The following is a 25,693-nucleotide window of genomic DNA, read 5'->3' as shown; positions in this document are numbered from 1 at the left end:
CGCTTTAAATGAAAAAAAATGTCCGTTCTGATCGAGTATCTATTGCACCGAAATAGATACATCGCTCTTTTCTGCTTCTTCGCCCGAAAGAACGGCTATGCCGTGTTCTTTAAAGCCGGCATGGCCCTGCTGGGCAGTGTGATTGGAAAAATCTTCCTGATCGATATGGCAGGCTTGGAAAGCTTGTGGCGAGTTGCGGCCTTTTATGGGGCTGTGCCTGGCGCTGATGGAACTGGTCTGGGTGTATCAGAAAGTGCGGTCTTTCCCGACAAGGACTGCCTTGTCCCGGCCCTAGAGGACATACCCCACCCGACCGTGATGTCGATTGAAGCGTTGCGTATACACCCATTTAAGCTGGCGCACACGTTATCGAAGACTGATAGAAAGGCACGGACAAAACACAAGACCCCGTCGCTCCGGTGATTTAGCACAGACGCGGGTGGCGGAAGTCTCGGTCAGCCAAATTGCTCGGCGCTATGATGGCAACGGGAGAACGAAATTTTGGTAACCCGTTGCCCAAAGCTTGTGGCCTACGATCCTTCAGGCCAGACAAAATCGGGCCTCAGCCCTTCAAACACTGGTCGACCATCCTCAGGTTTGGCAACTCCGGCTGCAGGATCGAAAAACGCGTGATAGCTCGCCGCAGGGAAAGCAGCGTCAAAGCCCATCAAATTGGGCACGATCGCTCTTATCCGGTTTTGTTTGTCGTTCAGCATGATAGGCGTCCCGCATTCCCCACAGGTGCACAATTCCAGTGGACCATCGGGATTGTTCGCATTGAACGGCTGCCGGTTCAGCCCAGCTTCATTGTCTACCGCCACATCTTCGTGGTTGAAAAATACAACATGGGTCATGGGTTGCCCGGTTACACTCTTGCACACAGAACAATGACAGGTGTGATTGTCAATCGGGTCCTGTTCAGAATGGGTATGAATGTGATCACAACCACCTGAATATTTATGAGTCATTTTTCTCTCCCTTCCATCGAAAAAGTGTTGAAAAAACTGGTAATCATATCTCAGTCCGTGCCAAGCAGAACTCCTTAGTTCAGGGTAGTGCATACCTTAATAAAAATCGAGGTGCTCTAAGCAGAGCAGCCGCCGGTCGACTAAGCGCGAAGCCTGAATCGCGTCTTCCTGTCCATGGAGCTGTTCAGGTTTCCCCGCGTTGGCTTTTTTGACCAAGGCATCGATTTCGTTCAGATGCTGCTCTTTCAACTCGGCTTGAAGGAAAACACTTATGATCGTCCAGTCATTGTTTAACGAGTGGGGCCCATCTTCTAACAAAACAGTTGATTGGTCTTAAACAAAAGCTTAATTTGTGTTTATAGTTTCATTGTTAATTAGGGTATTTTATTATGATTATAAAATATATTGCCATTGCAGCATTAACATTAGTAGCTTTCAATAGCCTGCACGCTTCAACTTTACCCAAACAAAGCTATCTGCCTCTAGATTTGGCGCAGAAAGCCGTCAATACTGCGCTTAAGAAATCGGTGATTTGCAACCCAGTTGTCCAAATAGCTGCACTTAAGCAGCCTGTTTATTGCGCTCAATTTCCTGCAATTTTCCAGGGTTGAGCGATACGGCTCCGGCGACTGTCCAGTTTCGAGTATCACCAGACCAACGCCGGGGATTCAGACTCTTTGCTCGTTCATACACCGCTTCACGTTTGGCTAACAACTCTGCATCAACACCTTGGTGCCGCTGTGCAGGTGCTCCTCGTTGTAGGCTTGCTCGAACAACAGCATCCATTCACGCACCGCTATCAGTGATCTAAAGCCTTTGGCGGGCCACTTCGGGCAGTACTTCAGCGTTTTGAACAACGACTCTGAGTACGGGTTATCGTTGCTCACTCTGGGTCGGCTGTGAGACATCAACATACCCAGTTCTGCCAGCCGCGCTTTCAGTGTGTAGGACGTCATCGGCGCGCCATTATCGGAGTGCAGCACCGGTGGGTTTTGCCAACATCTCTCGCGCAACAGAGCTCGATCTATGAGCTTTTTGGCAAGCTCGCCGGACTCTGCTTCGTGGATTTCCCACGCCACGATTTTGCGGCTGTAGATGTCCATGATCAGGTACAGATACCCGTGCTGACCGCGCACCTCTGAAGGACAATAACTGATGTCCCAGCTCCACACCTGGTTCGGGCCAGTGGCCGTAAAGCTGGTAGGCTCAGGGACTTTGCGCGGCGGTTTCATACGGCCCCGATGATTCAATTGCTGGTGCTTTTTGAGCACTCGGTAAAACGAAGACTCCGACGCCAGATAAAGCCCTTTATCCGCCAGTCGAGGCACGATCTGGGACGGTGGCAAGCTCTGATACTCCCGTTCATTGCAGGTATCCAGGATGGCCGCTTCTTCAGCGTGAGTGAGCTGGTGTGGCTGCACAACGCGCTCCGCTTGCGGGCGCTGGTCCTCTGCCACAGTGCCGTTAGCGCGTCGCCAGCGTTTCAACGTGCGCTGGCTCAGCTCCATCAAATCGGCTGCCTTGTACCGAGCCGCGCCACTGGCAACAGCTTCGTCATAGTCGTTTAACAGCCTTGTACGTTCGGTCAGCGGTGTCAGTTGTCCTCGCTGTCCGGGGCCTCGCCGTACAAGGCTTCGAGCTTTTTTGACAGCACCAACAAAGAAGTTGTTTCCGCCAGAACCCGGTCTTTACGGCGAACTTCCGCCCTCAGCTTTTTGATGGTTTTACGGGCATCGCGCTGCTGTTTCTGAGCGGTTTTCTCTTGCCCTTCTTGCAGGCCCGTACCGTGTAGGCAGGCCTCTTTCCAGCGCTGCACCTGCTCGGGATACAGGCCTTTCTGGCGGCAATACGCACCCAGTTCCGCTTCAGACATAGACGCCGTTTCGATCACGACGGCCAACTTGGCATCAGGAGACCCATCGTCTCCAGCATTACGATAACCCGGCACAGGCACTCCTTGTTGTCGACACTGTTTTAACCAACTATACAGAGTCACATCCGATATGCCTTCCTCTGCCGCCACCTGCACCACACTGCGGTTCTGCGGAGGTAATAACTTCTTCAACACGGCCGCTTTACGTTCCTCGGAATAACGTGGCATGACTGCTCTCATACCGCCCAATCTGACATGAATTTAGGCAAAATCGCCAACTGGACAACTAGGCTGGCAGAGGGGGGCCACTATGGCCTGACATATTCGGCGCCAGAGTTGATGCCGGGCTGGGCTGCCTTGGAAGAGCTGACAATGGGTGCGCTATCGCACTTGTATGCAGGCCTGGCAAAGGACGCAGACAGAAAAGCGATTGCGAGACGCATGGATCTCCCTTGCCATTGCTGCAGTCGTGGCTCCACACATTGACGATAGTCCGCAATATTTGTGCTCATCACGCCAGGCTCTGGAACCGTGAGCTCGGGATCAAGCCGGAATTACCCAAAAAGGCTTCGTTTCTATGGCCTGAATCTCTGACTCGCCCTAGGGATAATGTTCGGGTGTTCGGGTTTATGTCGTGATGTGTATGCTCAATCACTTGATGTGCAAGGTCAGTCCAGATACGAACTGGCATCAACGAGTGAAAGGGGTGTTTGATGAGTTTCCTTCCGTGTCAGAAGAGGCTATGGGGTTTCCGGCTAGTTGGCGGAGCGACGTTTTTTGGAGTTGAGTGCTGGCAACCGAATTCCTGGAACTGATGAATATTGAAGTCAGCGAACTCGCCGAAGCTATGGGGGGGTGCGCAGAAATACTCTTAGCAGGATCGTGCATGACAAGAGGGCATTGCCTACTCCCATGGCGGCCAAGCTCGCAGCGGCTCAAGATTTGCTCCGCTCTACAGCAATCTGGTTTGCCCGGAAGAGCCAAACTGATACCCCATTGCCTTGTAGCCTTTCTCGCGTTTTCGGAACATTCGCTCTAGCATTGGCAGGCCAGCATCCAAGTAGTCATACACGGTAACCTCCTGCTTGCCATCGGCTTCGCGGTGTATCCTGCCGGCATATTGCGCCAGCGTTCCTTTCCAGGCGATTGGCAGAGCTAAAAACAGAGTGTCTAGCCGAGGCAAGTCAAAACCTTCTCCGATGTATTTCCCTGTTGCAACGATAACTTGAGTTTCATGTAACCGCGCCTCTGCATCCCGGCGCTCTCTGACGCGCATTCCCCCACGCAGCACAACCGACGGTATGGATTCAGCGTCCAGCATTATCGCCAGCGTCTCCGCGTGCTCTCGTCGCTCGGTCAGCAGAAGACAGTTTGCCTGGTTGCGCACACAGTTTGCGACATCCTGAACAATATCCTGATTCCGGGCGGGGCTCTGGGAGAGCCAACGGTAAACCGATGCTATATGGGGCCGCCCACCCGACTGATAAATGTCGGTGGGCGGACTTTCATGACGCTCCCGAATGATGAGGCGTTGGACAAACCTGGAACTGTGGTCCGCCCGAACTTTGTGACGAACGGGTCCCGCAACCATGAACATGATTTTTTGGTGCCCATCCTGACGGTCAGGTGTTGCCGTCAGGCCAACTACGTAACGGGCGCTGACTTCATTAAGAAGCATCTCGTAACGGGGAGCGGAGATGTGGTGGCATTCGTCTATGATGACCTGTCCATAATCTCTGACTAGGCTTGAGACGGTGTTGTCTTTTTTGTTGATCAGGCTCTGGTAGGTGGCAACATCGATCTGACCGGTAGGTTTCTTTTTGCCACCACCAATCACACCCACGGCTGCACCTTCAATGAAGGTTTCCAGGCGCTCCTTCCATTGGTCCAGTAACTGACGATTGTGAGTCAGGATCAATGTGTTGACCCCACGCTTGGCTACAATGGCAACTGCCGTTACGGTTTTCCCAAAAGCGGTCGGGGCGTGGAGTATTCCAGTATCGTGATCGGCAAGCGCCTTCACAGCCTTTTTTTGATCATCACGCAGGGTTGCTTTTAGACTGACGGCGACCAGCGGCTGACCCGAACTCCTGTGGTCATCGACCTCTATCGTTATCCGCTGATCCAGCAACAATGCTTGTAACTCATCAAAACAGCCTCTCGGTACCGATAGATAACCTTGCTCAATCCGGGCACAGGAGATGTAACGAGGAATACCACGAGTAGAGAAGCGAAGTGCCTGTGTTTTGAAAAAGACCGGATTGGCAAAGCTGGCCATACGCTTTACTCGCGCCGCCAATGGCCCCGGTATGCCTGACAGCTTCATATAAATGTGATTGGCCAGGATGAGCGTGATGCTTTCAGGGCATCCTGTAATTATCCCTGTTTCGACCGGTGACGATTGCTCCCACGGCATCGAAACCTCCTCTGTAAAATCGGAATCAGGCTCCCTACCAATCTTCTCTCGCAGCTGGGCTGAGGAAAGGGCTTTTTGCTCCCTGAGCAGCGTCCACTGATCCGCATATGGAGTTAATTCATCGTCGACGAACACAGTACATCCGCGACTTCGCGCCTCGTGTTGAAGCGGAAGGGCAATCAGATTGCCAAACCCGCCGTCGGGCATCGTGTCCTGATTTGGGAACAATCGGTCATAGGAATCGAAGGACAAGCTTGGATGAAGTTCCATAGCTTTATTTAGCAACTTGAACCCCAGAGCCCTTGCGGACCCGGCCGAGACGGCTTCCGAAAAGAAGATCCATAGATGGGCGCCAGCACCGGATCGAGACACCTCAACGAGATAAGGAATACCTTCACCACGACAGGCTTGGGCCAGCGCGCGAACGTCTGCTCTCCAGTCGTCCTTATCAAAATCCACCGCCAGGAGGTAACAGGAGCTGTCCGCTAGTAAAGGATATAGCCCAGCGACATGCTTGCCAGACAGGTGGTCGTACACTGCGTTGAAATCCAGAGGCTTAAATTTTCTGTGTGGACATTCTCCGCACTTGATCTTGGGTTTCTGGCAAATATTCGGGACCCACTCGTTCTCGCAGGCCACGGCATAGCCGGAGCGGCCACCGGCACCCTGCCAGCGAATTGCATGCACGTCCGTTCTGCCGCGAAAGAGCTTCCGGAACAATTCGATTTTTTGACTGGGGGTTAGATGCGATAACGTGGGTCGGCTCGCAGCTTTATGAAGCTCTTTCTTTCGGGAAAGGAGGGTGGCCTTTTCCTTCTCAAGCTCAGATAACCTCAGTTCAATGGCTGCGAGCTCATCATCTACTCGGATACGTGCCTCCTGCTTAGTTATTCTTTGAAGTATGGCTGAATAGTTTCCGTTAGTCCGTTGTACCTTTAAAAATGTCATAAAAAGTAGTAGTCTTTCAGACATAAATTGAAGGCCACGCTATGTCTGTTACAGAATCTGTCAAGCACAGTATCGCCAGTGTCCTAAGAGGCGAGCCATTCACTAGCAGCCGGTTCCTGAAGCTGGGGTCGCGTTCTGCTGTCGACAAAACACTATCCAGGCTCGTAGAAGAAGGTGCTATCCAGCGGATTGCACGTGGCGTTTTTGTCAGACCCAAACAAAGTTGGTTTGTCGGCAACGTCATGCCGGATATTTCTCGCGTGGTCGAGGTGATTGCGAAAGACAATGGTGAAACCATCCAGGTGCACGGTGCTGAAGCGGCTCGTCGTTTCAAACTCAGTACCCAAATGCCAACGACACCGGTTTACTATACGAGTGGGCCTACCCGTGACATTTGTATCGGAAACCTCAAAGTGAAGCTCGTGCACACCAGCAGTGGAAGGAAACTTCAGCATGCAGGCCAGAAGCCTGGTTTGGCACTCTCTGCGCTTTGGTATCTGGGAGAGAACAACATCAACACCGAAGTGATGCGGAACATAGAAGAAGGGCTGAGCGAGGAAGAGTTCGAAACACTTCGGTCCTCAAGAATGCCGGCCTGGATGAGTGAGGCGTTCAGGCAATACGAGGCAGGGCGCACCACAGAATCAATTACGGAGTTTTATAAGTGAACCAAGCTGTCCACAACAAACTGGTGTCGTTCATTTGGTCGATTGCCGATGACTGTTTACGTGATGTGTATGTGCGCGGAAAATATCGCGATGTGATTCTGCCGATGGTGGTTCTGCGACGCCTGGATGCGTTACTGGAGCCGACAAAAGACGCGGTGATGGAAGAAGTGGCGTTTCAGCAGAACGAAATGCAATTCACCGAGCTGGACGAAAGCGCGCTGAAAGCGGCGTCTGGTTACGTGTTCTATAACACCAGCAAGTGGACCCTGAAAAAGCTCTACCAAACTGCCACTAATAACCAACAGATTCTGCTGGCGAACCTGGAAGAGTATTTGGACGGCTTCGGTAACAACGTCACAGAGAGAGATTGTTCGCAAGTTTAACCTGAAATCTCAGGTGCGCCACATGGCCAGCAAAGACGGGCTGCTGGATGTGCTGGAAAAGTTCACCTCGCCCCATATAAACCTTACACCGAAAGAAATAGACGACCCGGATGGCAACCGCCTGCCGGCTCTGACCAATCTGGGCATGGGGTATGTTTTTGAAGAGTTGATCCGCAAATTCAATGAAGACAACAACGAAGAAGCTGGTGAGCACTTCACCCCGGGGGAAGTGATTGAGCTGATGACGCATCTGGTTTTTGATCCGGTGAAAGACACCTTGCCACCGGTGATGACCATCTACGACCCAGCTTGCGGCGGCGGCGGCATGCTCACCGAATCCCAGAACTTTGTTGACGAAAAGTACGCGAACCCGCAAGCCCAGCGCGATATCCACCTGTACGGGAAAGAAATCAACGACGAAACCTACGCTATCTGCAAATCCGACATGATGATAAAGGGAAATAATCCGGCCAACATTCGCGCGGGCTCCACTTTGTCGACGGACGAATTTGCCGGCACCCGCTTTGATTTTATGTTGTCTAACCCGCCCTACGGTAAAAGCTGGGGCAGCGAGCAGAAGTTCATCAAAGAGGGCAGTGACGTTATAGATCCGCGCTTCAAAGTGACCCTGGCGGATTACTGGGGCACGAAAGAATCGGCTGATGCAATACCCCGCTCCAGCGACGGCCAGCTGCTGTTCCTGATGGAAATGATCAGCAAGATGAAGGCCTCAGGTGAGGGCGCGCTAGGCTCCCGAATTGCCTCGGTTCACAACGGTTCCAGCCTGTTCACCGGCGATGCCGGCAGCGGCGAAAGCAATATTCGCCGCCATATTATTGAAAACGACCTGCTGGAAGCCATCATTCAGCTGCCCAACAATCTGTTCTACAACACCGGCATTACCACCTATATCTGGCTGCTAACCAACAACAAGCCGGAATACCGCCAGGGCAAAGTGCAGCTGATTGACGCCAGCCAGCTATATCGCAAATTACGCAAAAATCTGGGTAATAAAAACTGCGAATTTGCGCCGGAACACATCGCCGACATCGTTCAGGCGTATTTGGATTTGGCCGTTAAAGACCGCCCTGCTAGCGGCGACGGAATGGCCGCGCAGGTGTTCAATAACAGCGATTTCGGCTATCACAAAGTCACCATTGAACGTCCGGATCGCCGCATGGCGCAGTTCAGCGTTGAGCGTATTGAAACCCTGCGTTTTGATAAACCCCTGTGCGAGCCCATGGCGTGGATTTACCAGCAATGGGGCGATGCTATCTACCAGGCGGGCACCCTGAAGACCCACGAAAAAGACATTCTGAAATGGTGTGATGAACAAGACCTGAATCTGAACACCAAACAGCGCAAAAAACTGCTGAGCCCGGATACCTGGAAAAAACACGCAGCGTTGGTGAAAGTGGCCAGCTACCTGATGGACACCATCGGTACCGAGATCTTCAGTGACTACAATCGGTTCAAAGCGCTGGTGGATCAGGAGCTGAAAGCGTTGGCAAAAGACACAGTTATCAAACCCGGTGCGAGTGATAAAAACCAGATTCTCAACGCCGTCAGCTGGTATGACGAAAACGCCGAGAAGGTTGTTCGTAAAGTAGAAAAGTTCAGCGGCGACAAGCTGGATAGCCTGCTAGCTCGGCTGGGTTGCAGCCAGGTTAGTTTGCTCGATTTTGGCTACTACTCAACCGACAAGCCCAGCGAGTACATCACCTACGAATCAAGCACAGACTTACGGGATAGCGAAAGTATTGCCCTGAAAGACGATATCCATCAGTTCTTTCTGGATGAGGTTAAACTCCATGTGGGAGAAGCGTGGATTGACCTCGATTCGGTGAAAATTGGTTATGAGGTCAGCTTTAGCAAATACTTCTACAAACACCAGCCCCTGCGGAGTATGGAAGAAGTGGCACGGGATATTGTGGCTTTGGAACGGCAGGCTGAGGGATTGATTGCGGAGATTTTGGGGGTTGACGAGGTTTCGGGGGTTGAGAATGACTGATTTCTGTTCCCACGATTCCTTCTACCGCGAATATATGGATTCTGGTATTCGTTGTGTTCGACTAATGCCAAGCCACTGGAATGTAAGTAGGCTCAAGAATTTGCTTTCCGAGGTGAACGAACGGTCAGAAACGGGAACAGAAAAATTACTCTCGTTGAGCAAAATTAAAGGTGTTGTTCCGAGGTCAAGTCTTGAGGGTCGAGCTGGGGGCGCTGCTTCGTTAGTCGGATATAAAAAGATAAGTGAAGGTCAGCTAGTTATTAATAAAATGCAGGCGGTTAATGGTTTGCTTGCGGTCTCAAATTTAAGTGGAATAACGAGCCCTGATTATTCTGTTTATAATGTAATGAGTATGAAGGTCAGCATGAAATTTGTTGGTTACTTGCTGATTCAACCTGAGCTGCTTGCTGAGTTTAAAAGGCGAATAACGGGTGTGATGGAGGGATTTATAAGGCTGTACACCGACGACCTTTTTAACATAAAAGTCATACTTCCGCCGTTGCAAGAGCAAAATAGGATAGTTAATTTTCTTGATCGGAAAATTGATCGAATCGATAAGGCAATAAATGTCAAGGAACAACAAGTCACCTTACTCAATGAGCGCAAACAGATCCTGATCCAGAATGCGGTAACTCGCGGCCTGAATTCGGATGCGCCCATGCGGGGCTCCGGAGTGGAGTGGCTCGGGGAGCTACCTGCACACTGGGATATCATGGCAAATCGTGCGCTATTCAAGGAGCAGTCTATGATGGGAGTCAGCTTGATGTCACGGAGGTGCGTCAGTGACACCAGATCAGCAACTAAAGTAACTGTTGGGACTTGATGGCGAGAATGAACTAGTGGAGTTCAAGGAAGCCAGAACCAATTTTGATCTGGGTAAGCTTGGCAAATACTTTTCAGCCTTGAGTAACGAAGCCAACCTGAAAGGAAAACCTTCGGCCTGGCTGGTTTTTGGGGTAGATGATAATCGGAACGTTGTTGCCACCCGTTATCGTGACAGAGGTCGGGAGCTGCAATCGCTCAAAAAAAAGATCGCCGATAAAGTCATGCCCCGTCAGACCTTTCTCGACATCCATACAGTGAATCATCCAAAGGGCCGCGTACTGCTTTTCGAAATATCCCCTGCACCTCAGGGGATTCCTGTTGCATGGGCCGGGCAATTTTATGGTCGTGATCATGAGTATCTGGTAGCGCTGTCACTGGAAGAGCTTGAGCGAATCCGGAACCAGAACCGAACGGCTGACTGGAGTGCCGGTATCTGCCACGATGCAACGTTGGCGGATCTGGATGCAGGTGCTATTGCGCTTGCCCGAGAGGAATACGCGAAAAAGCATCGAAAACTGGCGGGTCAGATGGATAGCTGGAATAACGAAACTTTCCTCAACAAAGCCAAGGTCACGATCAAGGGGCGAATTACCCGAACCGCTATCCTGCTTCTAGGAAAATCAGAGTCATCACACTTTCTGAACCCTGCCACAGCAACGATTACTTGGATACTGAAGGATCGGGATGGCGTTGAAAAAGACTACGAGCACTTTTCTTGTCCGCTGTTAGTCAACGCTGACCAGGTTTATAAGAAGATCCGAAATCTCAAATATCGCTACATGGCCGAAGGTAGCCTGTTTCCGGAAGAAGTGGATCAGTACGACCCTTTTGTGATTCGTGAGCCGCTTAATAATGCCATTGCCCATCAGGATTATGAGCTCGGCGGCAAGGTGTCGGTCATTGAGTTTGAGGATGGTCGGTTGTGCTTCAGTAACTCTGGCAGTTTTATACCGGGTTCTGTCGAGGAGGTCATCCGCTCGGATGCGCCGGAAAATCGATACAGAAACAGGTTCCTCGCTGAGGCGATGGTGAACCTGAATATGATCGACACCATTGGCAGCGGCATCCGAAAGATGTTTGTTACCCAAAAGAATCGGTTCTTCCCGCTACCGGAATACCAGCTTGACCGGGGCATGGTTCAGGTCACGATAACCGGCCGCGTTCTGAATGTAAGCTATGCCAGAAAACTGGCGGAACTGCCTGACCTGTCTCTTGATGACATTATTTTGCTGGATCGAGTCCAGAAGAAAAAGCCACTGACCTCTGAGCAGGTTCGTTACCTCAAGCAGCAGGGGCTGGTGGAAGGGCGCAAACCAAATCTCCATATTTCAGTACGTGTCGCCAGGCAGAGTGGTGATAAGGCAGAGTACATCCGTAATCGCGGATTTGACGACCAGCATTACAAAGGAATGGTCTGTGAATTTATTGGGAGGTTCGGGGAGGCGCGCCGAGCTGATATTGACCGCCTTCTTTTAGACAAGCTACCAGACGTTTTAGACGAACGCCAGAAGGCCAGCAAGGTCAGGAATCTTCTTCAAGCCCTTAAAAATCAGGGAGATATAGTGGTTGAAGGCAAGGTTTGGCGAATGTCTAAACAATGATTTCCAGATATTTTTAAACATTTTTAGACATTCCCAGGGTGATTTTTTCGTTCTCTTTCATTTGATTGTGCGATCTTTTTTCGACATGTTGGATGAAGAAAACACTGTAAAAACATAAGGGTATCTCTAGCACTTCATTTGATTGAAAGAAGTCGATAGCAAAGAGCAGGGAGAAGTATGGTCAGCCAAACCAACTAGCAAGCACTGGAAGCAGGCATCGAAAAGTATCTGACCGGCACCTGTCTGGAAGAGCAGCGGGGCATTCGTGAGCCAGTTCCTTTCAGTCCGCACCATGGTTATCGCCTGGGCCAGCCCGGCGACTTCAACCCCTTCTATGCAGTAGACACCGGCATGCTCTGCCAGTTTCTGGAAACTACCCAGGCTGACGAGCTGAATCGCCTGAAAGACCGCTACGATAACTGGCAAACACGGATTCTAGACCGCTTTGACCGGCTGGCGAAAAAATACGGAACCCTGCACCTGCTTAAGCGCGGGTTGGATATCGACGACGTTCATTTCCACCTGATGTATCCAGCTCCCTTGGTCAGCAGTTCCAGCAAAGTTAAACAAAACTTTCAGGGAAATATTTTCAGCAGCACCCGGCAGGTACGTTATTCCATAACAAATACCCTGCAAGAGATTGATATGGTGCTTTTCCTCAACGGTTTGCCCTTTGCCACGCTAGAACTAAAAAATCCCTGGACCGGCCAAACAGCGCTATTCCACGGCCAGAAGCAATACAGGCAAGACCGCGATACCAGCCAAACCCTGCTTCAGTTCGGCCGGTGCCTGGTGCACATGACGGTAGACACAGATGAAGTCTACATGACCACCAAATTGGCCGGGCAACGCACGTTTTTTCTGCCGTTCAATAAAGGTCATAATCACGGCGCGGGAAACCCACCGAATCCCGGCGGTCATAAAAGTGCGTATTTGTGGGAAGAGGTTTTCAGCCGGGCCAGTATTGCCAACATCATCCAGCACTTTGTTCGCCTGGACGGCACTAGCAAAACGCCTTTGAATAAGCGCACCCTGTTTTTCCCCAGATACCAGCAGCTGGATGTGGTGCGCAAGCTGGTGGCCCACGCCAGCAAGCAGGGTGTTGGTCAAACGTATTTGATTCAGCACTCTGCTGGCTCTGGCAAATCCAATTCAATCACCTGGGCCGCCTATCAGTTGATTGAAACCTACCCCGAATCGCTGGATGTGCGCGGTGCCAAGGGGCTGGAAGTGCCGCTGTTTGACTCCGTGATTGTAGTGACGGACCGGCGTCTGCTAGACAAACAGCTGCGGGAGAATATTCGCGACTTCTCCGAGGTGAAGAACATCATCGCGCCCGCCTTGAAGTCGGCTGATCTTAAGTTGGCTCTGGAGCAGGGCAAGAAGATTATTATCACAACCATTCAAAAGTTCCCGTTCATTATTGATGGCATCGCCGATATGAGCGACAAGCGCTTTGCCGTTATCATCGATGAAGCCCACGGCTCGCAAGATGGCAGTGCCCACGGAACCATGAATCAGGCGATGGGCCAGGCCGCCACTGAAGAAGAGGCGGGTGACGCCCAGGACAAAGTTCTGACTGCCATGCAATCCCGCAAGATGCGGGGCAACGCCTCATACTTTGCGTTTACTGCCACGCCCAAGAACAGCACGTTGGAAAAGTTTGGCGAGCTACAGCCAGATGGCAGCTTTCAGCCCTTTCACCTTTACTCCATGAAACAGGCAATAGAGGAAGGCTTTATTCTGGATGTGCTCGCCAATTACACCACCTACCGCAGTTACTACGAGATTCAGAAGTCGATACAGGACAACCCGCTGTTCGACACCGGTAAAGCCCAGAAGAAACTCAGAGCCTATGTAGAGCGGCACCCGCAAACAATTGCGGTAAAGGCGGAAATCATGCTTGAGCACTTTATTTTGCAGTTGGTGAACGGCAAGCGCCTTAAGGGTAAAGCCAAGGGCATGGTGATTACCCAGAATATAGAAACGGCCATTCGCTACTACAAGGCGATTGAGCGATTCCTGGAGAAGCGTGGTTATCCTTTTAAGGCGTTAGTGGCCTTCTCTGGCGCTAAAGAGGTGGATGGCATTGAATACACCGAAACGCAGATGAATGGTTTTGCGGAAACCGAGACCCGGGTGCAGTTCGACACAGACGAATACCGCTTGTTGGTGGTCGCCAACAAATACCTGACCGGCTTTGATCAACCCAAACTCTGCATCATGTACGTGGATAAAAAGCTGCAGAATGTGCTGGCGGTGCAAGCGTTATCGCGGCTGAACCGGGCTGCGCCAAAATGGGGTAAGAAAACGGAAGACCTGTTCATACTGGATTTCTTCAACGCTGTGGGTGATATCAAAACAGCTTTCGATCCCTTTTACACCGCGACCAGTCTGTCTGAAGTCAATGATATCAACGTGTTGCACGAGCTGAAAGACAACCTGGAGGAGGTCGGCGTTTATGACTGGCCGGAAGTTGAAGCGTTTATCGCTTTGTATTTCGATGACGCCGACGCGCAAAAGCTCAGTCCCATTATCGACACGGCAGCTGCACAGTTTAACAGTGAGCTGGATTTGCCGGATGAGGAAAAAGCGGACTTCAAAATCAAAGCCAAGCAGTTCGTTAAGATATACGGCCAGGTGGCGTCTATCATGCCCTTCGAAATAATCGCTTGGGAGAAGTTGTTCTGGTTTCTGAAGTTCTTGATTCCAAAACTGAAAATCAAAGACAAAGATGTGGAGAGTATTGATGCGCTGCTCGAATCGGTTGATTTGTCATCTTACGGTCTTGAGCGGGTTAAGTTGAGTCACAGCATCGGCCTGGATGACGCTGAAAGCGAACTGAAGCCTGCGAACCCGAATCCTCGCGGGACTCACGGCGGAGATCAAGAGAGGGACCCGCTGGACGAAATCATTCAGAGTTTCAACGAACGTTGGTTCCAGGGATGGGAAGCAACGCCGGAAGAGCAAAGGGTGAAGTTTCTGAGCATCATGCAGAATATTCAGGACCACCCGGATTTTACAGCCAAGTATCAAAACAATCAGGACGCCGATAACCGCTCCCTGGCGTTTGAGAAAATTTTTGAGGAAGTCATGCTAAAGCGCCGCCGGCAGGACATGGAGTTGTATCGTCTGATTGCCAGCGATGGCGCGTTCAAGTCGTAGATGCAGCAGAATATGAGAAATGCGATTGGGTAGAAGGTAGGAGTCTTTAAATATGCAGTGCGTGGAATTATTCGCCTTTCTACACTTGCGGATAGAGGTGGCGAGGAGAATGTGGGAAGTTCATGGTCCAGTTGACGCGCTGGTTAGTTGCCGATCCAAAGTTTTGCTTGGTTTCGACCATCTGAACGGTACCCGAAGTAAATCCACTGGAAAACGCTTGATAGATCAGGGTTTCCCAAAACGGCCCATTTTTGATTGATCACTCGCAGTGTCTCCTCGTCCAGCCATGGTGATTCCAGACCCACTACGAGAATACCCGGGCCGAATTGATCTATCACTGGCTTATACTCTTTGTTGTTGAATTTTTTTAGAACGATTTTGGAAAAAGCATCAGCAAGTTGCTCGTCCATATCTGAATGCAGACCCCTAGCCATTGGCTTATGGGGCTTGTCAGATGCCGCATACGACGTGACATCTTCAGCCCATCCCGGATAAAAAGCGTCGGTATGCTCCATCCAAGTTCGATCATTTCCATCAACCAGAATTGCATCCGGGGGATCTGGCTGAGATTCAACTGAAAATACTGCACCCATTCTGTGGTTATGGGCACGCAGCGCAGCGCAGCGCCGATGACCGCATTCTCATGAAGTGATTTAATTTGTCTGCGAGTCGCCATAAGTACCTAACGCCGCTAGCATGAGTGGCTTTGTAGTGAAGGCGAATGAGCTAAGGAAGTGGCATCGCCTTGGATGGCTTCATTAGGCATGATTACCGCTTATAGCTTCTGCCAGCCCACCATGCTTTGTTTGTAACGCTTGAAGGACTATCAATGACTTACTGATCAACGCTTCGCTGCGGTCTGGATTAAACCACCGACCATTGAATTTTCCACCATGGTAAATGGTTATTTCTTACCCGGCGGATATGGGAGAAAAGCATCTGTGGCGATCGCTCGTCAGCATTAATCGTTTGCCAAGACAGGACACCCTCACGCAAAATCTGTTTCTTTGGCGGATGCTCAAAAAGGAAGTTAATCGCATTCAAAAGATCACCGTCGGGTTCGTTGAGAACCAAGCAGCCAATTTCGTTAGAAAATCTATTCCAATCAGGCTCGGCCTGGTTACCATGTCCTGATCGCGCAAATTGCATAGCCTTTAAAGCATATTCGTACTGAGCGAAAAGTTTGAAGAAGCTGAATGCTATATCATCGAGATTTTCATGCATACTTGCTCCTTTTGCTCCTAAAGCCGCCTGCATTCGCGGCTACGAAATGGAGATGAAGCCGCAATAATGTCTTAGGTGTCGCCGTGACTGGCATTGTTCGGCATTACAAGTTCAACTCGGAATTTAGATCAATGCTTCGTAACAAGAGCCTTCCAAGGTTAGTAGTCCGATAGCTCTGCCGTTTGAACTCACCGCTCATTTTATCGAGTTCAGGGTTCTTGTTACGATCGGTCTTGAGCTTTCCCGCTATCAATCCAAGCCGTTCCAGATGGGCTTTATAACTTTTCTGAAGGGCCGCCTTATCTAGCTCGTCTTGAGTACTACCCATGTGAGCCGCTACTGGCTCTAGAATTACCTCGTGGAGGGCCCGGAATTGCTCATCGCCACCCATGACTGGATTATCGTAGAATCGAAGCCAAATAACCTCTACATCAGATAGCTCACCGAGCAGTCTAAGAAGGTGCCGTGACTCAGAGTGCTCTACAGCATCTTTGGACAGGCTGTTGGCTAAGAGCGACGCTAAATACTCTCGCCTTTGCTCAGAGGTTGCCCGAGCCGCCTGTCTTAGGCTTTCCTCAACTAAATCCGTGAATTCCTCATCATCCATTTCGCTTCGCACAGCATCTCTTTCTAAGTGAGCAATACGTCGTTCCAAGCGCTTTGCAAAATCGGTTATCCGGTCAATTCTCTGTTTGGGTATAACCGCCCCAGCGATCTCCGAGAGTAGCGAGCCGGCAAACGGAATTGCGCCCAGAGTTGCTTTTACACCTGAAGCAACGTAATCGATTGCTGTGTTCTGAAGCTGATTCTTTTCGCTGTCGTTTTCTTCAGCCAATATCTCTCTCCTCAAATACCGAACGCTGAGTGCAGTGGCTCACTTTAACGAGCCCACAGACACGACTTGTGTACGCCCAGCATGGGCATGAACTAATGGGGTGAAAGTCCCCTGTGGAAAGATCACCGTTCAGCCGGTTTTACCGATTGAACGCTAACCACTAGCGAATGGCAAGGGCCAACCCGTGAGGCGCGGTCTCCGGAACGCCGGCCGGAAGTAAGCCGCTAGCAAAGCTGCGAGCTGATGAACAAGAACATTATATGAGGCGTAGGCCGGAGGCGAGTTGGCACAAGCCGACGGGGCGGCCTCCCGCGAAGCCATGTGATCTAACGGCCACCGTAAATGATGCAGCGGTGCAGTGACAGTACATGTTCTTATCTGGGGAGATCTGCTCAACGAGCGATCGGTCAATTACCAGTCAGGCCACTGGTCGATCAAGCCTGGGCGCAGCCGTTGCCATCGGCGGTTGCGAGCGAACAAGATGGACACCGATAGCGCCGATAGGGGTAACCCCGCCGGTGATTGAGCAGAAGTCAGCAGACGGCATAGTAGCCAAACGCCCATCGTAATGGTTGGGACACGGTGAAGGCCTGAACACTTAGTTGAATAAAGGAGGAGCCATGACAGACTTGAACACACGAACACCGTCCGGTGATGACGTGATTCAGCGTATGGATATGAAGCCAGCCTTTAGCGAAGATCTACTCGGACAAGCGTTGCAACCTGAAAACCTTCAGGCGGCATGGAAACGCGTTCGAGCCAATAAAGGGGCGGCTGGCATCGACGGGATGACCGTTGATGAGTTCCCCGCTTGGGCAAGGTATGGCCGTTGGAAAGAGGTCGTTGAGGAACTGGAAACAGGTCTCTATTATCCCTTTCCGGTCAGACGTGTTGAAATAGATAAACCTGATGGCGGCAAACGCCAATTAGGGATACCCACGGTCACTGATCGTGTTATTCAGCAAGCCATTGCCCAAATACTAACTCCTATCTTCGATCCAGACTTCTCGAACAATAGCTTCGGGTTTCGTCCAAATCGTAATGGGCAGCAAGCGGTTAAGCAGGTTCAAGGCATCATCAAAACGGGTCGCCGTTTTTCTGTTGATGTTGATCTGTCTAAGTTCTTTGATCGAGTTAACCATGATTTACTGATGACGTACCTTGGCTACAAAGTGAAGGATAAACGGCTTCTTAAATTGATTAAGCGTTATCTCCGAGCTGGGGTTATCGATAACCAGCTCTATAGTGAAAGTCATGAGGGGGTGCTCCTCAAGGTGGGCCTCTTTCGCCACTATTGGCGAACATCATGCTCGACCCACTAGAATGCTCTGTGGACCATCGCCATGGTGCGAATGCGGAGCGATCCTCGCACCAAGATCTACGTCGAGCGCAGAACCCATGAAGGTTTGAGTACGAAAGAGATTCACAGGTGCCTCAAACGATACATCGTCAGAGAATTGTTCCCGTTAATTATGGGAGATCTTGGGGCATTGGCAGGCGTTCCTTGACATAGGAGCGTCAATGCTCCGATGGAAAGGGTCTTCCGAAGCTTGAAGAGTGAATGGATTCCGTCACTCGGCTACCGATCAATTCTTGATGCACGAAAGGATATTGGAGACTACCTGATGGACTACTACAACCGACAACGCCCTCACACTTTTAACGCCGGTATGCCGCCTGTGGTCGCCGAAGAAAAACTTAAAATACTGTCCGGGATTAGTTGACCACTACAAGTGGATCGATAAGTCAGCGTGATTTCTGCAAGAATGGATATGGCAATTTCAATCGGTGTCTTCGCTTGTATTTCCATGCCTACTGGACCATGTATTCTGCCAGAAACTTGCCCGAGACCTAAAGATTGAAGCTGGACAATGCGCTGTTCATGTGTTTTTTGGCTCCCTAGTGCACCGATGTAAAAGCATTCTGATGTCAGCAGTGTCTTGAGAATAGACGGCTCCCAATCATGCTCGTGGAATAGCAAAACGGCTGCAGTGCCAGTATCAACTGGTGGAAAGTCAGGAGATTGAAGGTTCTTCAATACACCGGTGGTAATACCTTCGCGAGAACAGGCCTCTAGTGTATTTCGATCCGGTGAGAACACCTCTACTTCATAGTCCGATGCAGTGCCAAGGCTGGCAAGTGCAGTAGTATTTGGGCCTTTCCCCATAATTAGCAGGCGGCGGCGAGGCAGATACCAACGCCTGAACACCCCAGTTGCCAACGCCTGGGCCGAATCCAGCACTACCTGGTGTTTCCCGGTTGTCATAGATGTGTCTAGAGCGACCGGAGAGCGGGACTGCAGGCTTGACTCTATCTGCTGCACCTTTTCGTCGCATAGACCTACGTCTATATAAAGGTCGATGCCGGCGCCACAAGGCAGTTGAATATCGATGTAGGGTGAGCCAACACCCAGACGGATCTGGCGATTATGGCCGGCTCCGATAGCGGCAACCGCTTCCGAGACGATGACCGATTCTGCGCAACCACCCGTCAGATAGCCAACTGAACGCCCATCCTCCGAAACTACCATCTGAGTTCCGAGCGGCCGTGGTGAGGAACCGGTATTGCCAATCAAAGTCACCAGCGCGACTCGTTGGCCATCTTCCCGGTAAGAAATGAAGTTTGTTATCAAGTTCTCAAGGGAGTCCATCGATCTCGTCCACACTTCGTAGCAATGGGATTGCTCTAATTCTCCCATATTGTTGAACTCGTTGTCGGTGCCCGATTTGGGATTTTCAGGGTAAATCAGACCCTCGGGTAAATAGTTATACGGCTGCGTAAAAATCAATATTTAGAGGCAAGGACTCTCTCTTTAGAGCCCGATATGCTTTTCATCAATGGCCCATTACCCCTTGTTTGTGGCCTTGGAGGAGAGAATGAGTTCGGCCCCGTCAAACAGAACAACAACTACGAAACAATACATCGGCACACGCCAGGATAGACTCGAAGATGATGCCTTGTTGCGTGGCCAGGGTAAATATGGCGACGATGTTCCAACGCCGCCGGGCACGCTGCATGCTGCAATCGTAAGGTCGCCCTATCCACATGCCCGGCTGAAATCAGTGGATCCGTCTCGGGCCTTGGCGATGAAAGGCGTGCACGGCGTGCTGACCGGGGAAGATGTCAGGCGGTGGGCAATGCCGTTTCCGGTTGGCGTGAGACAGCCGATGGAGCACTGGTGTGTGGCAGTGGACAAGGTGCGTTACGTGGGCGAGCCCGTGGCGGTTGTCATTGCCGATAATCGCTATCTCGCTGAAGATGCGCTCACGGGCGTCGATGTTGAGTATGAAACGCTTTCGGTCGCAATCGACACCGAGCTGGCAATCGAGTCCGATGCGCCGGTACTTCATGAAGAGGTTGGCGGAAACGTTGTCAGTGATCGCAAATTTCGTTACGGAGATCCAGAAACCGCCTTTGCTGAAGCTGACCGGCACGTTTCAATCAAGGTCCGCTTTCCCCGCAGTTCGTGTATGCCAATTGAGTGCTACGTCGTGCTCGCTCAATTTGATTCGGCCACCACAGCATTTGATATTACCGCCAATTTTCAGGGGCCCTATGCGCTTCATTCGGTTATGTGTCGGGCGCTTAAGGTGCCAGCGAATCGTTTACGGCTGCGCACTCCACCTGATTCTGGCGGTAGCTTTGGAATAAAACAGGGCGTGTTTCCCTATGTTGTGATGATGGGGCTTGCCGCTCGAAAAGTCGGAGCGCCAGTTAAATGGGTCGAAGACCGCCTGGAACATCTCCAGGGCGCATCTTCAGCAACCAATCGAGTTAGTACAATTGAGGCTGCAGTCACTAACGAGGGGCGGGTAACGGCGCTCCGGTTAGACCAGCTGGATGACTGCGGAGCATACCTCCGGGCGCCGGAGCCAGCGACCCTCTATCGAATGCATGGCAATCTCACTGGTGCATACGCGATTCGTAACCTTGCCGTTCGCAACCGCATTGTCATGACCAACAAGACGCCCACTGGGCTCAACCGGGGCTTCGGTGGGCCGCAAGTGTATTTCGCACTAGAAAGGCTGATGCAGTGCGTAGCCGTCGAGCTAGGCCTGAACCCTCTTGATGTAATTCGGGCCAACCTGGTTCCAAGCGGGGTCTTTCCTTATCAGTCGGCGGCTGGCTCTCTGCTGGATTCAGGGGATTACCCGGCGGGTGTGGAAAAAGGTGTTAAGGAAGGAGGGCTGGATGAGCTCCTGAAGCGTCGTGACGAGGCTCGTCAACAGGGCCGGCTTTATGGCATTGGTTTTACTGTAGCGGTCGAGCCTTCTATCTCGAATATGGGATACATCACCATGGCGTTCACTCCAGAGGAGCGCCGGCGAGCCGGCCCGAAGAATGGAGCCGTCAGCACCGCAACGATAACCGTCGACCCGCTTGGCAGTATCAGCGTACATGTTTCCTCCACACCTCAAGGGCAGGGCCACAAAACTGTCGTCGCACAGGTGGTAGCGGAAACGTTGGGCGTTTCGATGGACGCTATTAATGTCAATGTGGAATTGGATACAGGAAAGGATGCTTGGTCGATCGCGTCCGGAAACTACTCTAGCCGATTTTCGGGAGCTGTGGCTGGGGCTGTCTACAAGGCGGCTCTTAAAATTCGCGAAAGATTGGCGAATATGGCTGCTGAACAGTGGGGAGTAGCGAGCGACCAAGTTCGTTTTGCAGAGAGTCGGATTTTTGTTGAAGGCGCAGCGGAACACTCCGCCTCGTTTCATCGAATTGCAGGTGCGGCTCATTGGTCGCCAGCCACGACACCAGAAAGTGAGCCGGGTGGCCTGAGGGAAACGGCGTTCTGGACGCCGCCGGAGCTGAAGGCTCCGGAAGATGATGAGCTGATAAATAGCTCACTGTGTTATGGCTTTATATTTGATTACTGCGGCGTGGAAGTTGACACGATTACCGGTGCTGTGCGGATTGACCGTTACGTCACGCTGCACGATGCGGGCCGCATGCTGAATCCGAAAATAGTGGATGGCCAGATTCGCGGTGGATTTGCCCAGGCTCTGGGCGCCGCACTGATGGAAGAGTTCTCCTACGGTGACGATGGCAGCTTTCAATCCGGTACCTTGGCTGATTACCTGATCCCCACGAGCGTTGAAGTCCCAGAGCCTGTCATCCTGCACATGGAGACGCCATCTCCCTATACCCCCCTGGGAGCAAAAGGGGTTGGTGAAGGTAATAACATGAGCACACCGGTTTGCATCGCCAATGCGGTGGCAGATGCGATCGGAGTCAAAGACATAGAGCTACCTTTGACACCCTCAAAAGTCCGCACCCTTATCGGTATTACTGAGCCCCCCCGGCCGTCGTGGATGAGCGAGACAGAAGCGGAGGTACCCTCTTCAGGTGGCTCCAAACTCAGAGCAAAGGACTCGGTAGAACTGCCCGGTAATTCCCGTGAGGTATTCGATGCACTGCTGGATCCGGAAGCCTTGGCCGCCATCATTCCCGGCTGCCATGGTCTTGAGTTAACCGGCGAGAATCAGTACCGGGCTGATGTCACCGTTGGGGTTGGTATGATTCGCGCCCGTTTTGATGCTCGAGTCGCCCTCTATGACCTGGACCCTCCGCGCAGCCTTAAATTGCGCGGTTCGGGAAAGAGTGCGATGGGGTCAGCAGAAGCCATCGCGAAGGTCATCCTTACCGACCTTGAAGGTAACAGGACGCGACTGGAATACGATTACGAGGCTTCAGTGGGTGGGAAAATAGCCTCTGTTGGTGGCCGCATGCTACAGAGCGCTTCAAAAATGATCATTGGTCAGGTTTTCTCGCGATTCTCCCAGCGTATGGGCGGTGGCACCCCTCGCTTTATGTCCCTTCAGCAATTATGGCAACGAATTAAAGCGCTGTTTACTGGGAAGGGGGATCAGTCATGAAACCTGCATCTTTTGACTATATTCGCCCCAGTACTCGCCGAGAGGCCTGCGAGCTGTTACATGAATATGGCGATGACGCCCGGGTCATTGCTGGCGGGCAGTCATTGATGGCTGTGCTGAACATGCGGTTCGCCCAGCCCAAGGTGTTAATCGATATTGCCGGGATTCGAGATCTGCACTACATCGAGCGCCGCGCTGATCACTTGGCAGTTGGTGCCGGCATTACCCAGGCCGAACTGCTGGAGTATCCCAATCTCAAGGAGGAAGTGCCGCTTCTGGCACAGGCTCTGCCCTTTATCGGCCATGCCCAGACTCGTAATCGGGGCACAGTGTGCGGATCGATAGCCCACGCAGACCCCAGTGCCGAACTTCCGTTATGCCTGACTGCCTTGGCAGGGGAAGTCGTACTTGAGGCCCGCAAAGGGAAGACGCGCCGGGTGCCATCTAACGAGTTCTTTCAGGGCGTGCTAACCACTGCAAAACGTCCCGGCGAACTAGTCACGGAAGTACGCTTTCCGCTCCAGCGCCAGGGAGAAACTTATCGTTTCCATGAGACATCTATGCGGCATGGCGACTTTGCAATTGTCGCTCTGGCGGCTGTGATTCAGGGGGATCGGGCCGATCTGACGGTAGGCGGTGTTGCTGATCGGCCGGTTCGCCGGAGCCTGTCTTTGAGCGACGACCTGAGTTCTGCACTCAATGACTTTGCCTGGTCACTCAACGCCCAGGACGATGCCCACGCCTCTGCGGTTTATCGCCGCCACCTGGTAAGAGAGCTTGGTGCCCGACTCATCAAAGAATCATTTGTTCAAGAGGAGAATTCCCATGCATCTCAAGACTGATGAGCTCTGTCGTGTGATCTTCACGCTCAATGGACGCGAGCGCAGCGGTTACGCCGAACCACGCACTCTACTCAGTGATTTTTTGCGCCACCAACTGGGTGCAACTGGCACCCGAGTGGGCTGTGAGCATGGGGTGTGTGGTGCCTGCACGGTACTGGTTGATGGTCGTTCCAGTCGTTCGTGCCTCATGTTAGCTGTACAAGCCGAAGGCAAGAAATTGCAGACAATTGAGTCTCTAGCCTCGGCCGATACGCTGAATGATCTCCAACAAGCCTTTCGCAAACATCATGCCTTGCAGTGCGGTTTCTGTACAGCGGGCATCCTGATGTCTAGTACGGAATTTCTGGCGAATGTGCCGAACCCCACTGAGCCCCAGGTGCGGGACATGTTGTCCGGACACCTATGTCGATGCACCGGTTACACCGGCATCGTTAATGCCGTTCTCGAGGTAGCTGAAGCGCGTAGCCACGAGGTTTCAAGACCATCCAACAAACAACTGGAGAACAATAATGTTTGATCTTGGTCGAAGTTTTCTGGCTTCTGTGGAGCGACGACCGCAAGCCATTGCGGTAGCGGACGGAACGCTACATAAGAGCTACGAGACTTGGTATTACGATATCCAGAGTGTTGCCAGGGCCCTGGAAGGGTTTGGTTTGGGTAAGGGCGATCATTTGCTCGTTGTTATGCAGAACCGATGGCAAATGGCCACACTGCATTGGGCTTGTCAGTTTGCCGGTATAATCGTCACACCCGTTAACTGGCGGTCCACAGCCCAGGATATCGAGTTCTTTATTGCCGATACCGAGGCGCGAGTTATCGCCTATGACGAGTCCGCAAGCGAAGCCGTGTACGCCTCACCTTCAGCTCAGTTGCTTGTACATATCATCGCGGGTGACGTAGAGGACCAGAGCGGACACAGTTTTGATAGCCTATTGGGCGGTCAGGGCAACACTGTCCTAAGGGCCACGGCTGATGATCCCTCACTGATGTTGTACACGTCGGGCACCAGCGGCAAACCCAAGGGTGTGCCTCGTCTGCACCGGGTCGAGCGTGCCGCAGCACTCGCCCACGTTGCGCAGAATCTGTATCGACACGACGAATGTACGCTGGGCGTTATGCCGCTTTACCATACGATGGGGGTGCGCTCTCTACTCTCCATGGCGTTGATTGACGGCAAGTTTGTCTGCATACCGAAGTTCGATCCTGCAGCAACGCTTGATGCTATCGAAAGAGAGCGTGTCAGCAATCTCTATCTGGTACCGACGCTTTACCACATGCTGATTGAACATGCTGATTTCGCGTCCGAGCGTGTCAGCAGTGTCGAGAAGCTAGGTTATGCAGGTGCTCCAATGAGTGCCGGTCTGATCGCGCGGGTAGAAGAGGCATTCAGTCCCAGCCTGTTTGTGAACCATTACGGCTGTTCCGAGATCTACACCTTTACCATCGATCAGGATGCCAGCGCTAAGCCAGGTTCTTCGGGGCGTGCTGCTCTTAATCAGCGTATCCGGGTGGTTCGGGTTGGTACGGACTCGCCGGACGATGTCGTGCCAATGGGTGAGGAGGGCGAGATTATTGCCGACATGAACGGTGATGAAGCCTTTCAGGGATATTGGCACAGACCAGATGCAGACCAGAAATCGCTGAAGCAGGGTTGGTATTTCACCAGCGATACAGGTTATTTCGACGTTGATGGCGACCTCTTCGTCACCGGCAGGGTTGATGACCTGATCATCACTGGGGGCGAAAACGTCAGCCCGGCAGAGATTGAAGACATTTTGTCTCTGCATCCGCAGGTGGAGGAAGTCGTCGTGGTCGGTCTGCCTGACGAGCGCTGGGGGAGCATCGTCACCGCTTTTGTCAAAACTCGAATCACAATCGACGAAGAAGAACTCGACCGCCACTGTCTCGAACGCGAGTTGGCCAGGTTCAAGCGGCCCCGTCGTTACTTTTTCGTTGATGAAATTCCCAAGTCCCCGGTGGGCAAGATACTTCGCCGTGTCTTGCGAGAGCAAGATGCCTCCCCGGTTACCAATCTGTCTACACAATAGGACG

19 protein-coding genes and 4 pseudogenes are annotated in these 25,693 nt (G+C 51.9%); 16 read left to right on the top strand and 7 right to left on the bottom strand.

Annotated elements, in window-relative coordinates:
- Positions 1–18: 18 nt before the first annotated feature.
- The gene (locus MIH18_RS10200; protein ID WP_249007405.1) at positions 19–423 is read left to right on the top strand and encodes a DUF2339 domain-containing protein; all 405 of its coding nucleotides are present in this window, start codon (positions 19–21) and stop codon (positions 421–423) included.
- A gap of 107 nt (positions 424–530) precedes the next feature.
- On the opposite strand, the gene MIH18_RS10195 is transcribed toward MIH18_RS10200, so the two are convergent.
- Positions 531–968 carry a GFA family protein gene (locus tag MIH18_RS10195; RefSeq protein ID WP_249014484.1) on the bottom strand — a complete coding sequence of 146 codons (438 nt, stop codon included), beginning with the start codon at positions 966–968 and terminating at the stop codon, positions 531–533.
- 389 nt (positions 969–1,357) lie between these two features.
- Here MIH18_RS10195 and MIH18_RS10190 point away from each other — a divergent pair, with 389 nt between their 5' ends.
- Positions 1,358–1,579: a hypothetical protein gene (locus MIH18_RS10190; protein WP_249014670.1), complete on the top strand. Its 222-nt coding sequence runs from the start codon at positions 1,358–1,360 to the stop codon at positions 1,577–1,579.
- On the opposite strand, the pseudogene MIH18_RS10185 reads toward MIH18_RS10190, so the two are convergent.
- Positions 1,530–3,069: pseudogene (locus tag MIH18_RS10185) on the bottom strand (IS3 family transposase). The gene MIH18_RS10190 and the pseudogene MIH18_RS10185 sit on opposite strands and share 50 nt — an antisense overlap.
- A 27-nt stretch (positions 3,070–3,096) precedes the next feature.
- Here MIH18_RS10185 and MIH18_RS24045 point away from each other — a divergent pair.
- Both MIH18_RS24045 and MIH18_RS24040 read left to right on the top strand, forming a co-directional pair.
- Entirely contained in the window at positions 3,097–3,327 is a 231-nt protein-coding gene (locus MIH18_RS24045) for an Abi family protein (RefSeq protein WP_349293800.1), read from the top strand.
- The gene (locus MIH18_RS24040) at positions 3,294–3,479 is read left to right on the top strand and encodes an Abi family protein (RefSeq protein WP_349293799.1); all 186 of its coding nucleotides are present in this window, start codon (positions 3,294–3,296) and stop codon (positions 3,477–3,479) included. Before MIH18_RS24045 ends, MIH18_RS24040 begins: the two co-directional genes overlap by 34 nt.
- Before the next feature lie 314 nt (positions 3,480–3,793).
- Here the strand turns inward: MIH18_RS24040 and MIH18_RS10175 are convergent, their stop codons facing one another.
- Entirely contained in the window at positions 3,794–6,229 is a 2,436-nt protein-coding gene (locus tag MIH18_RS10175; protein WP_249014483.1) for a DEAD/DEAH box helicase, read from the bottom strand.
- 17 nt (positions 6,230–6,246) lie between these two features.
- On the opposite strand from MIH18_RS10175, the gene MIH18_RS10170 reads away from it, so the two are divergent.
- The 5 genes and pseudogenes from MIH18_RS10170 to MIH18_RS10145 all read left to right on the top strand — a co-directional run bounded on the left by MIH18_RS10170 (position 6,247) and on the right by MIH18_RS10145 (position 14,858).
- Positions 6,247–6,873, top strand: a complete 627-nt coding sequence (locus tag MIH18_RS10170) for a DUF6088 family protein (protein WP_249014482.1) — start codon at positions 6,247–6,249, stop codon at positions 6,871–6,873.
- Positions 6,870–9,267 (top strand): annotated as a pseudogene (locus tag MIH18_RS10160) (class I SAM-dependent DNA methyltransferase). Before MIH18_RS10170 ends, MIH18_RS10160 begins: the two are co-directional and overlap by 4 nt.
- A complete protein-coding gene (locus MIH18_RS10155; protein WP_249014479.1) occupies positions 9,260–10,090 on the top strand; it encodes a restriction endonuclease subunit S in 831 nt (276 codons plus the stop codon). Before MIH18_RS10160 ends, MIH18_RS10155 begins: the two are co-directional and overlap by 8 nt.
- Positions 10,091–10,106: 16 nt before the next feature.
- Positions 10,107–11,693, top strand: a complete 1,587-nt coding sequence (locus MIH18_RS10150) for an RNA-binding domain-containing protein (protein ID WP_249014478.1) — start codon at positions 10,107–10,109, stop codon at positions 11,691–11,693.
- A 351-nt stretch (positions 11,694–12,044) separates the two neighbouring features.
- Positions 12,045–14,858 carry a DEAD/DEAH box helicase family protein gene (locus MIH18_RS10145; RefSeq protein ID WP_249014477.1) on the top strand — a complete coding sequence of 938 codons (2,814 nt, stop codon included), beginning with the start codon at positions 12,045–12,047 and terminating at the stop codon, positions 14,856–14,858.
- Between the two features lie 143 nt (positions 14,859–15,001).
- Here the strand turns inward: MIH18_RS10145 and MIH18_RS10140 are convergent, their stop codons facing one another.
- From MIH18_RS10140 to MIH18_RS10130, 3 genes are all read right to left on the bottom strand, one after another.
- Positions 15,002–15,451, bottom strand: coding sequence for a hypothetical protein (locus tag MIH18_RS10140; RefSeq protein ID WP_249014476.1), 450 nt, complete (start codon positions 15,449–15,451; stop codon positions 15,002–15,004).
- Positions 15,452–15,722: 271 nt separating this feature from the next.
- A complete protein-coding gene (locus MIH18_RS10135; RefSeq protein ID WP_249014475.1) occupies positions 15,723–16,082 on the bottom strand; it encodes a hypothetical protein in 360 nt (119 codons plus the stop codon).
- 103 nt (positions 16,083–16,185) lie between these two features.
- On the bottom strand, positions 16,186–16,917 hold the full coding sequence (locus tag MIH18_RS10130; RefSeq protein ID WP_249014474.1) for a hypothetical protein: 732 nt from the start codon (positions 16,915–16,917) through the stop codon (positions 16,186–16,188).
- A gap of 620 nt (positions 16,918–17,537) precedes the next feature.
- Between MIH18_RS10130 and MIH18_RS10125 the strand changes: the two genes are divergently transcribed.
- From MIH18_RS10125 to MIH18_RS10115, 3 genes and pseudogenes are all read left to right on the top strand, one after another.
- Entirely contained in the window at positions 17,538–18,239 is a 702-nt protein-coding gene (locus tag MIH18_RS10125; protein ID WP_249014473.1) for a reverse transcriptase domain-containing protein, read from the top strand.
- A pseudogene (locus MIH18_RS10120) lies at positions 18,240–18,425 on the top strand (IS110 family transposase); the annotation flags it as partial.
- A gap of 12 nt (positions 18,426–18,437) precedes the next feature.
- Positions 18,438–18,641 (top strand): annotated as a pseudogene (locus MIH18_RS10115) (integrase core domain-containing protein); the annotation flags it as partial.
- Here MIH18_RS10115 and MIH18_RS10110 read toward each other — a convergent pair.
- On the bottom strand, positions 18,569–19,567 hold the full coding sequence (locus MIH18_RS10110; RefSeq protein WP_249014472.1) for an XdhC family protein: 999 nt from the start codon (positions 19,565–19,567) through the stop codon (positions 18,569–18,571). The pseudogene MIH18_RS10115 and the gene MIH18_RS10110 sit on opposite strands and share 73 nt — an antisense overlap.
- A 226-nt stretch (positions 19,568–19,793) precedes the next feature.
- Here MIH18_RS10110 and MIH18_RS10105 point away from each other — a divergent pair, with 226 nt between their 5' ends.
- Genes MIH18_RS10105 through MIH18_RS10090 form a run of 4 tightly spaced genes read left to right on the top strand, consistent with a single transcriptional unit; the run spans position 19,794 to position 25,689 of the window.
- A complete protein-coding gene (locus tag MIH18_RS10105; protein ID WP_249014471.1) occupies positions 19,794–22,799 on the top strand; it encodes a molybdopterin cofactor-binding domain-containing protein in 3,006 nt (1,001 codons plus the stop codon).
- The gene (locus MIH18_RS10100) at positions 22,796–23,641 is read left to right on the top strand and encodes an FAD binding domain-containing protein (protein WP_249014470.1); all 846 of its coding nucleotides are present in this window, start codon (positions 22,796–22,798) and stop codon (positions 23,639–23,641) included. The genes MIH18_RS10105 and MIH18_RS10100 overlap by 4 nt, the downstream gene beginning before the upstream one ends.
- Positions 23,625–24,158: a (2Fe-2S)-binding protein gene (locus MIH18_RS10095; RefSeq protein WP_249014469.1), complete on the top strand. Its 534-nt coding sequence runs from the start codon at positions 23,625–23,627 to the stop codon at positions 24,156–24,158. Before MIH18_RS10100 ends, MIH18_RS10095 begins: the two co-directional genes overlap by 17 nt.
- Entirely contained in the window at positions 24,151–25,689 is a 1,539-nt protein-coding gene (locus MIH18_RS10090) for an AMP-binding protein (protein ID WP_249014468.1), read from the top strand. The genes MIH18_RS10095 and MIH18_RS10090 overlap by 8 nt, the downstream gene beginning before the upstream one ends.
- The last annotated feature ends 4 nt before the right edge of the window (positions 25,690–25,693 follow it).

The sequence above is a fragment of the Marinobacter sp. M3C genome, from assembly GCF_023311895.1.
In the GTDB taxonomy this organism is placed as follows: Bacteria; Pseudomonadota; Gammaproteobacteria; order Pseudomonadales; family Oleiphilaceae; genus Marinobacter.
The sequence above is the reverse complement of the archived record's forward strand: the minus strand, read 5'-3'. Positions and strand labels throughout refer to the sequence as shown.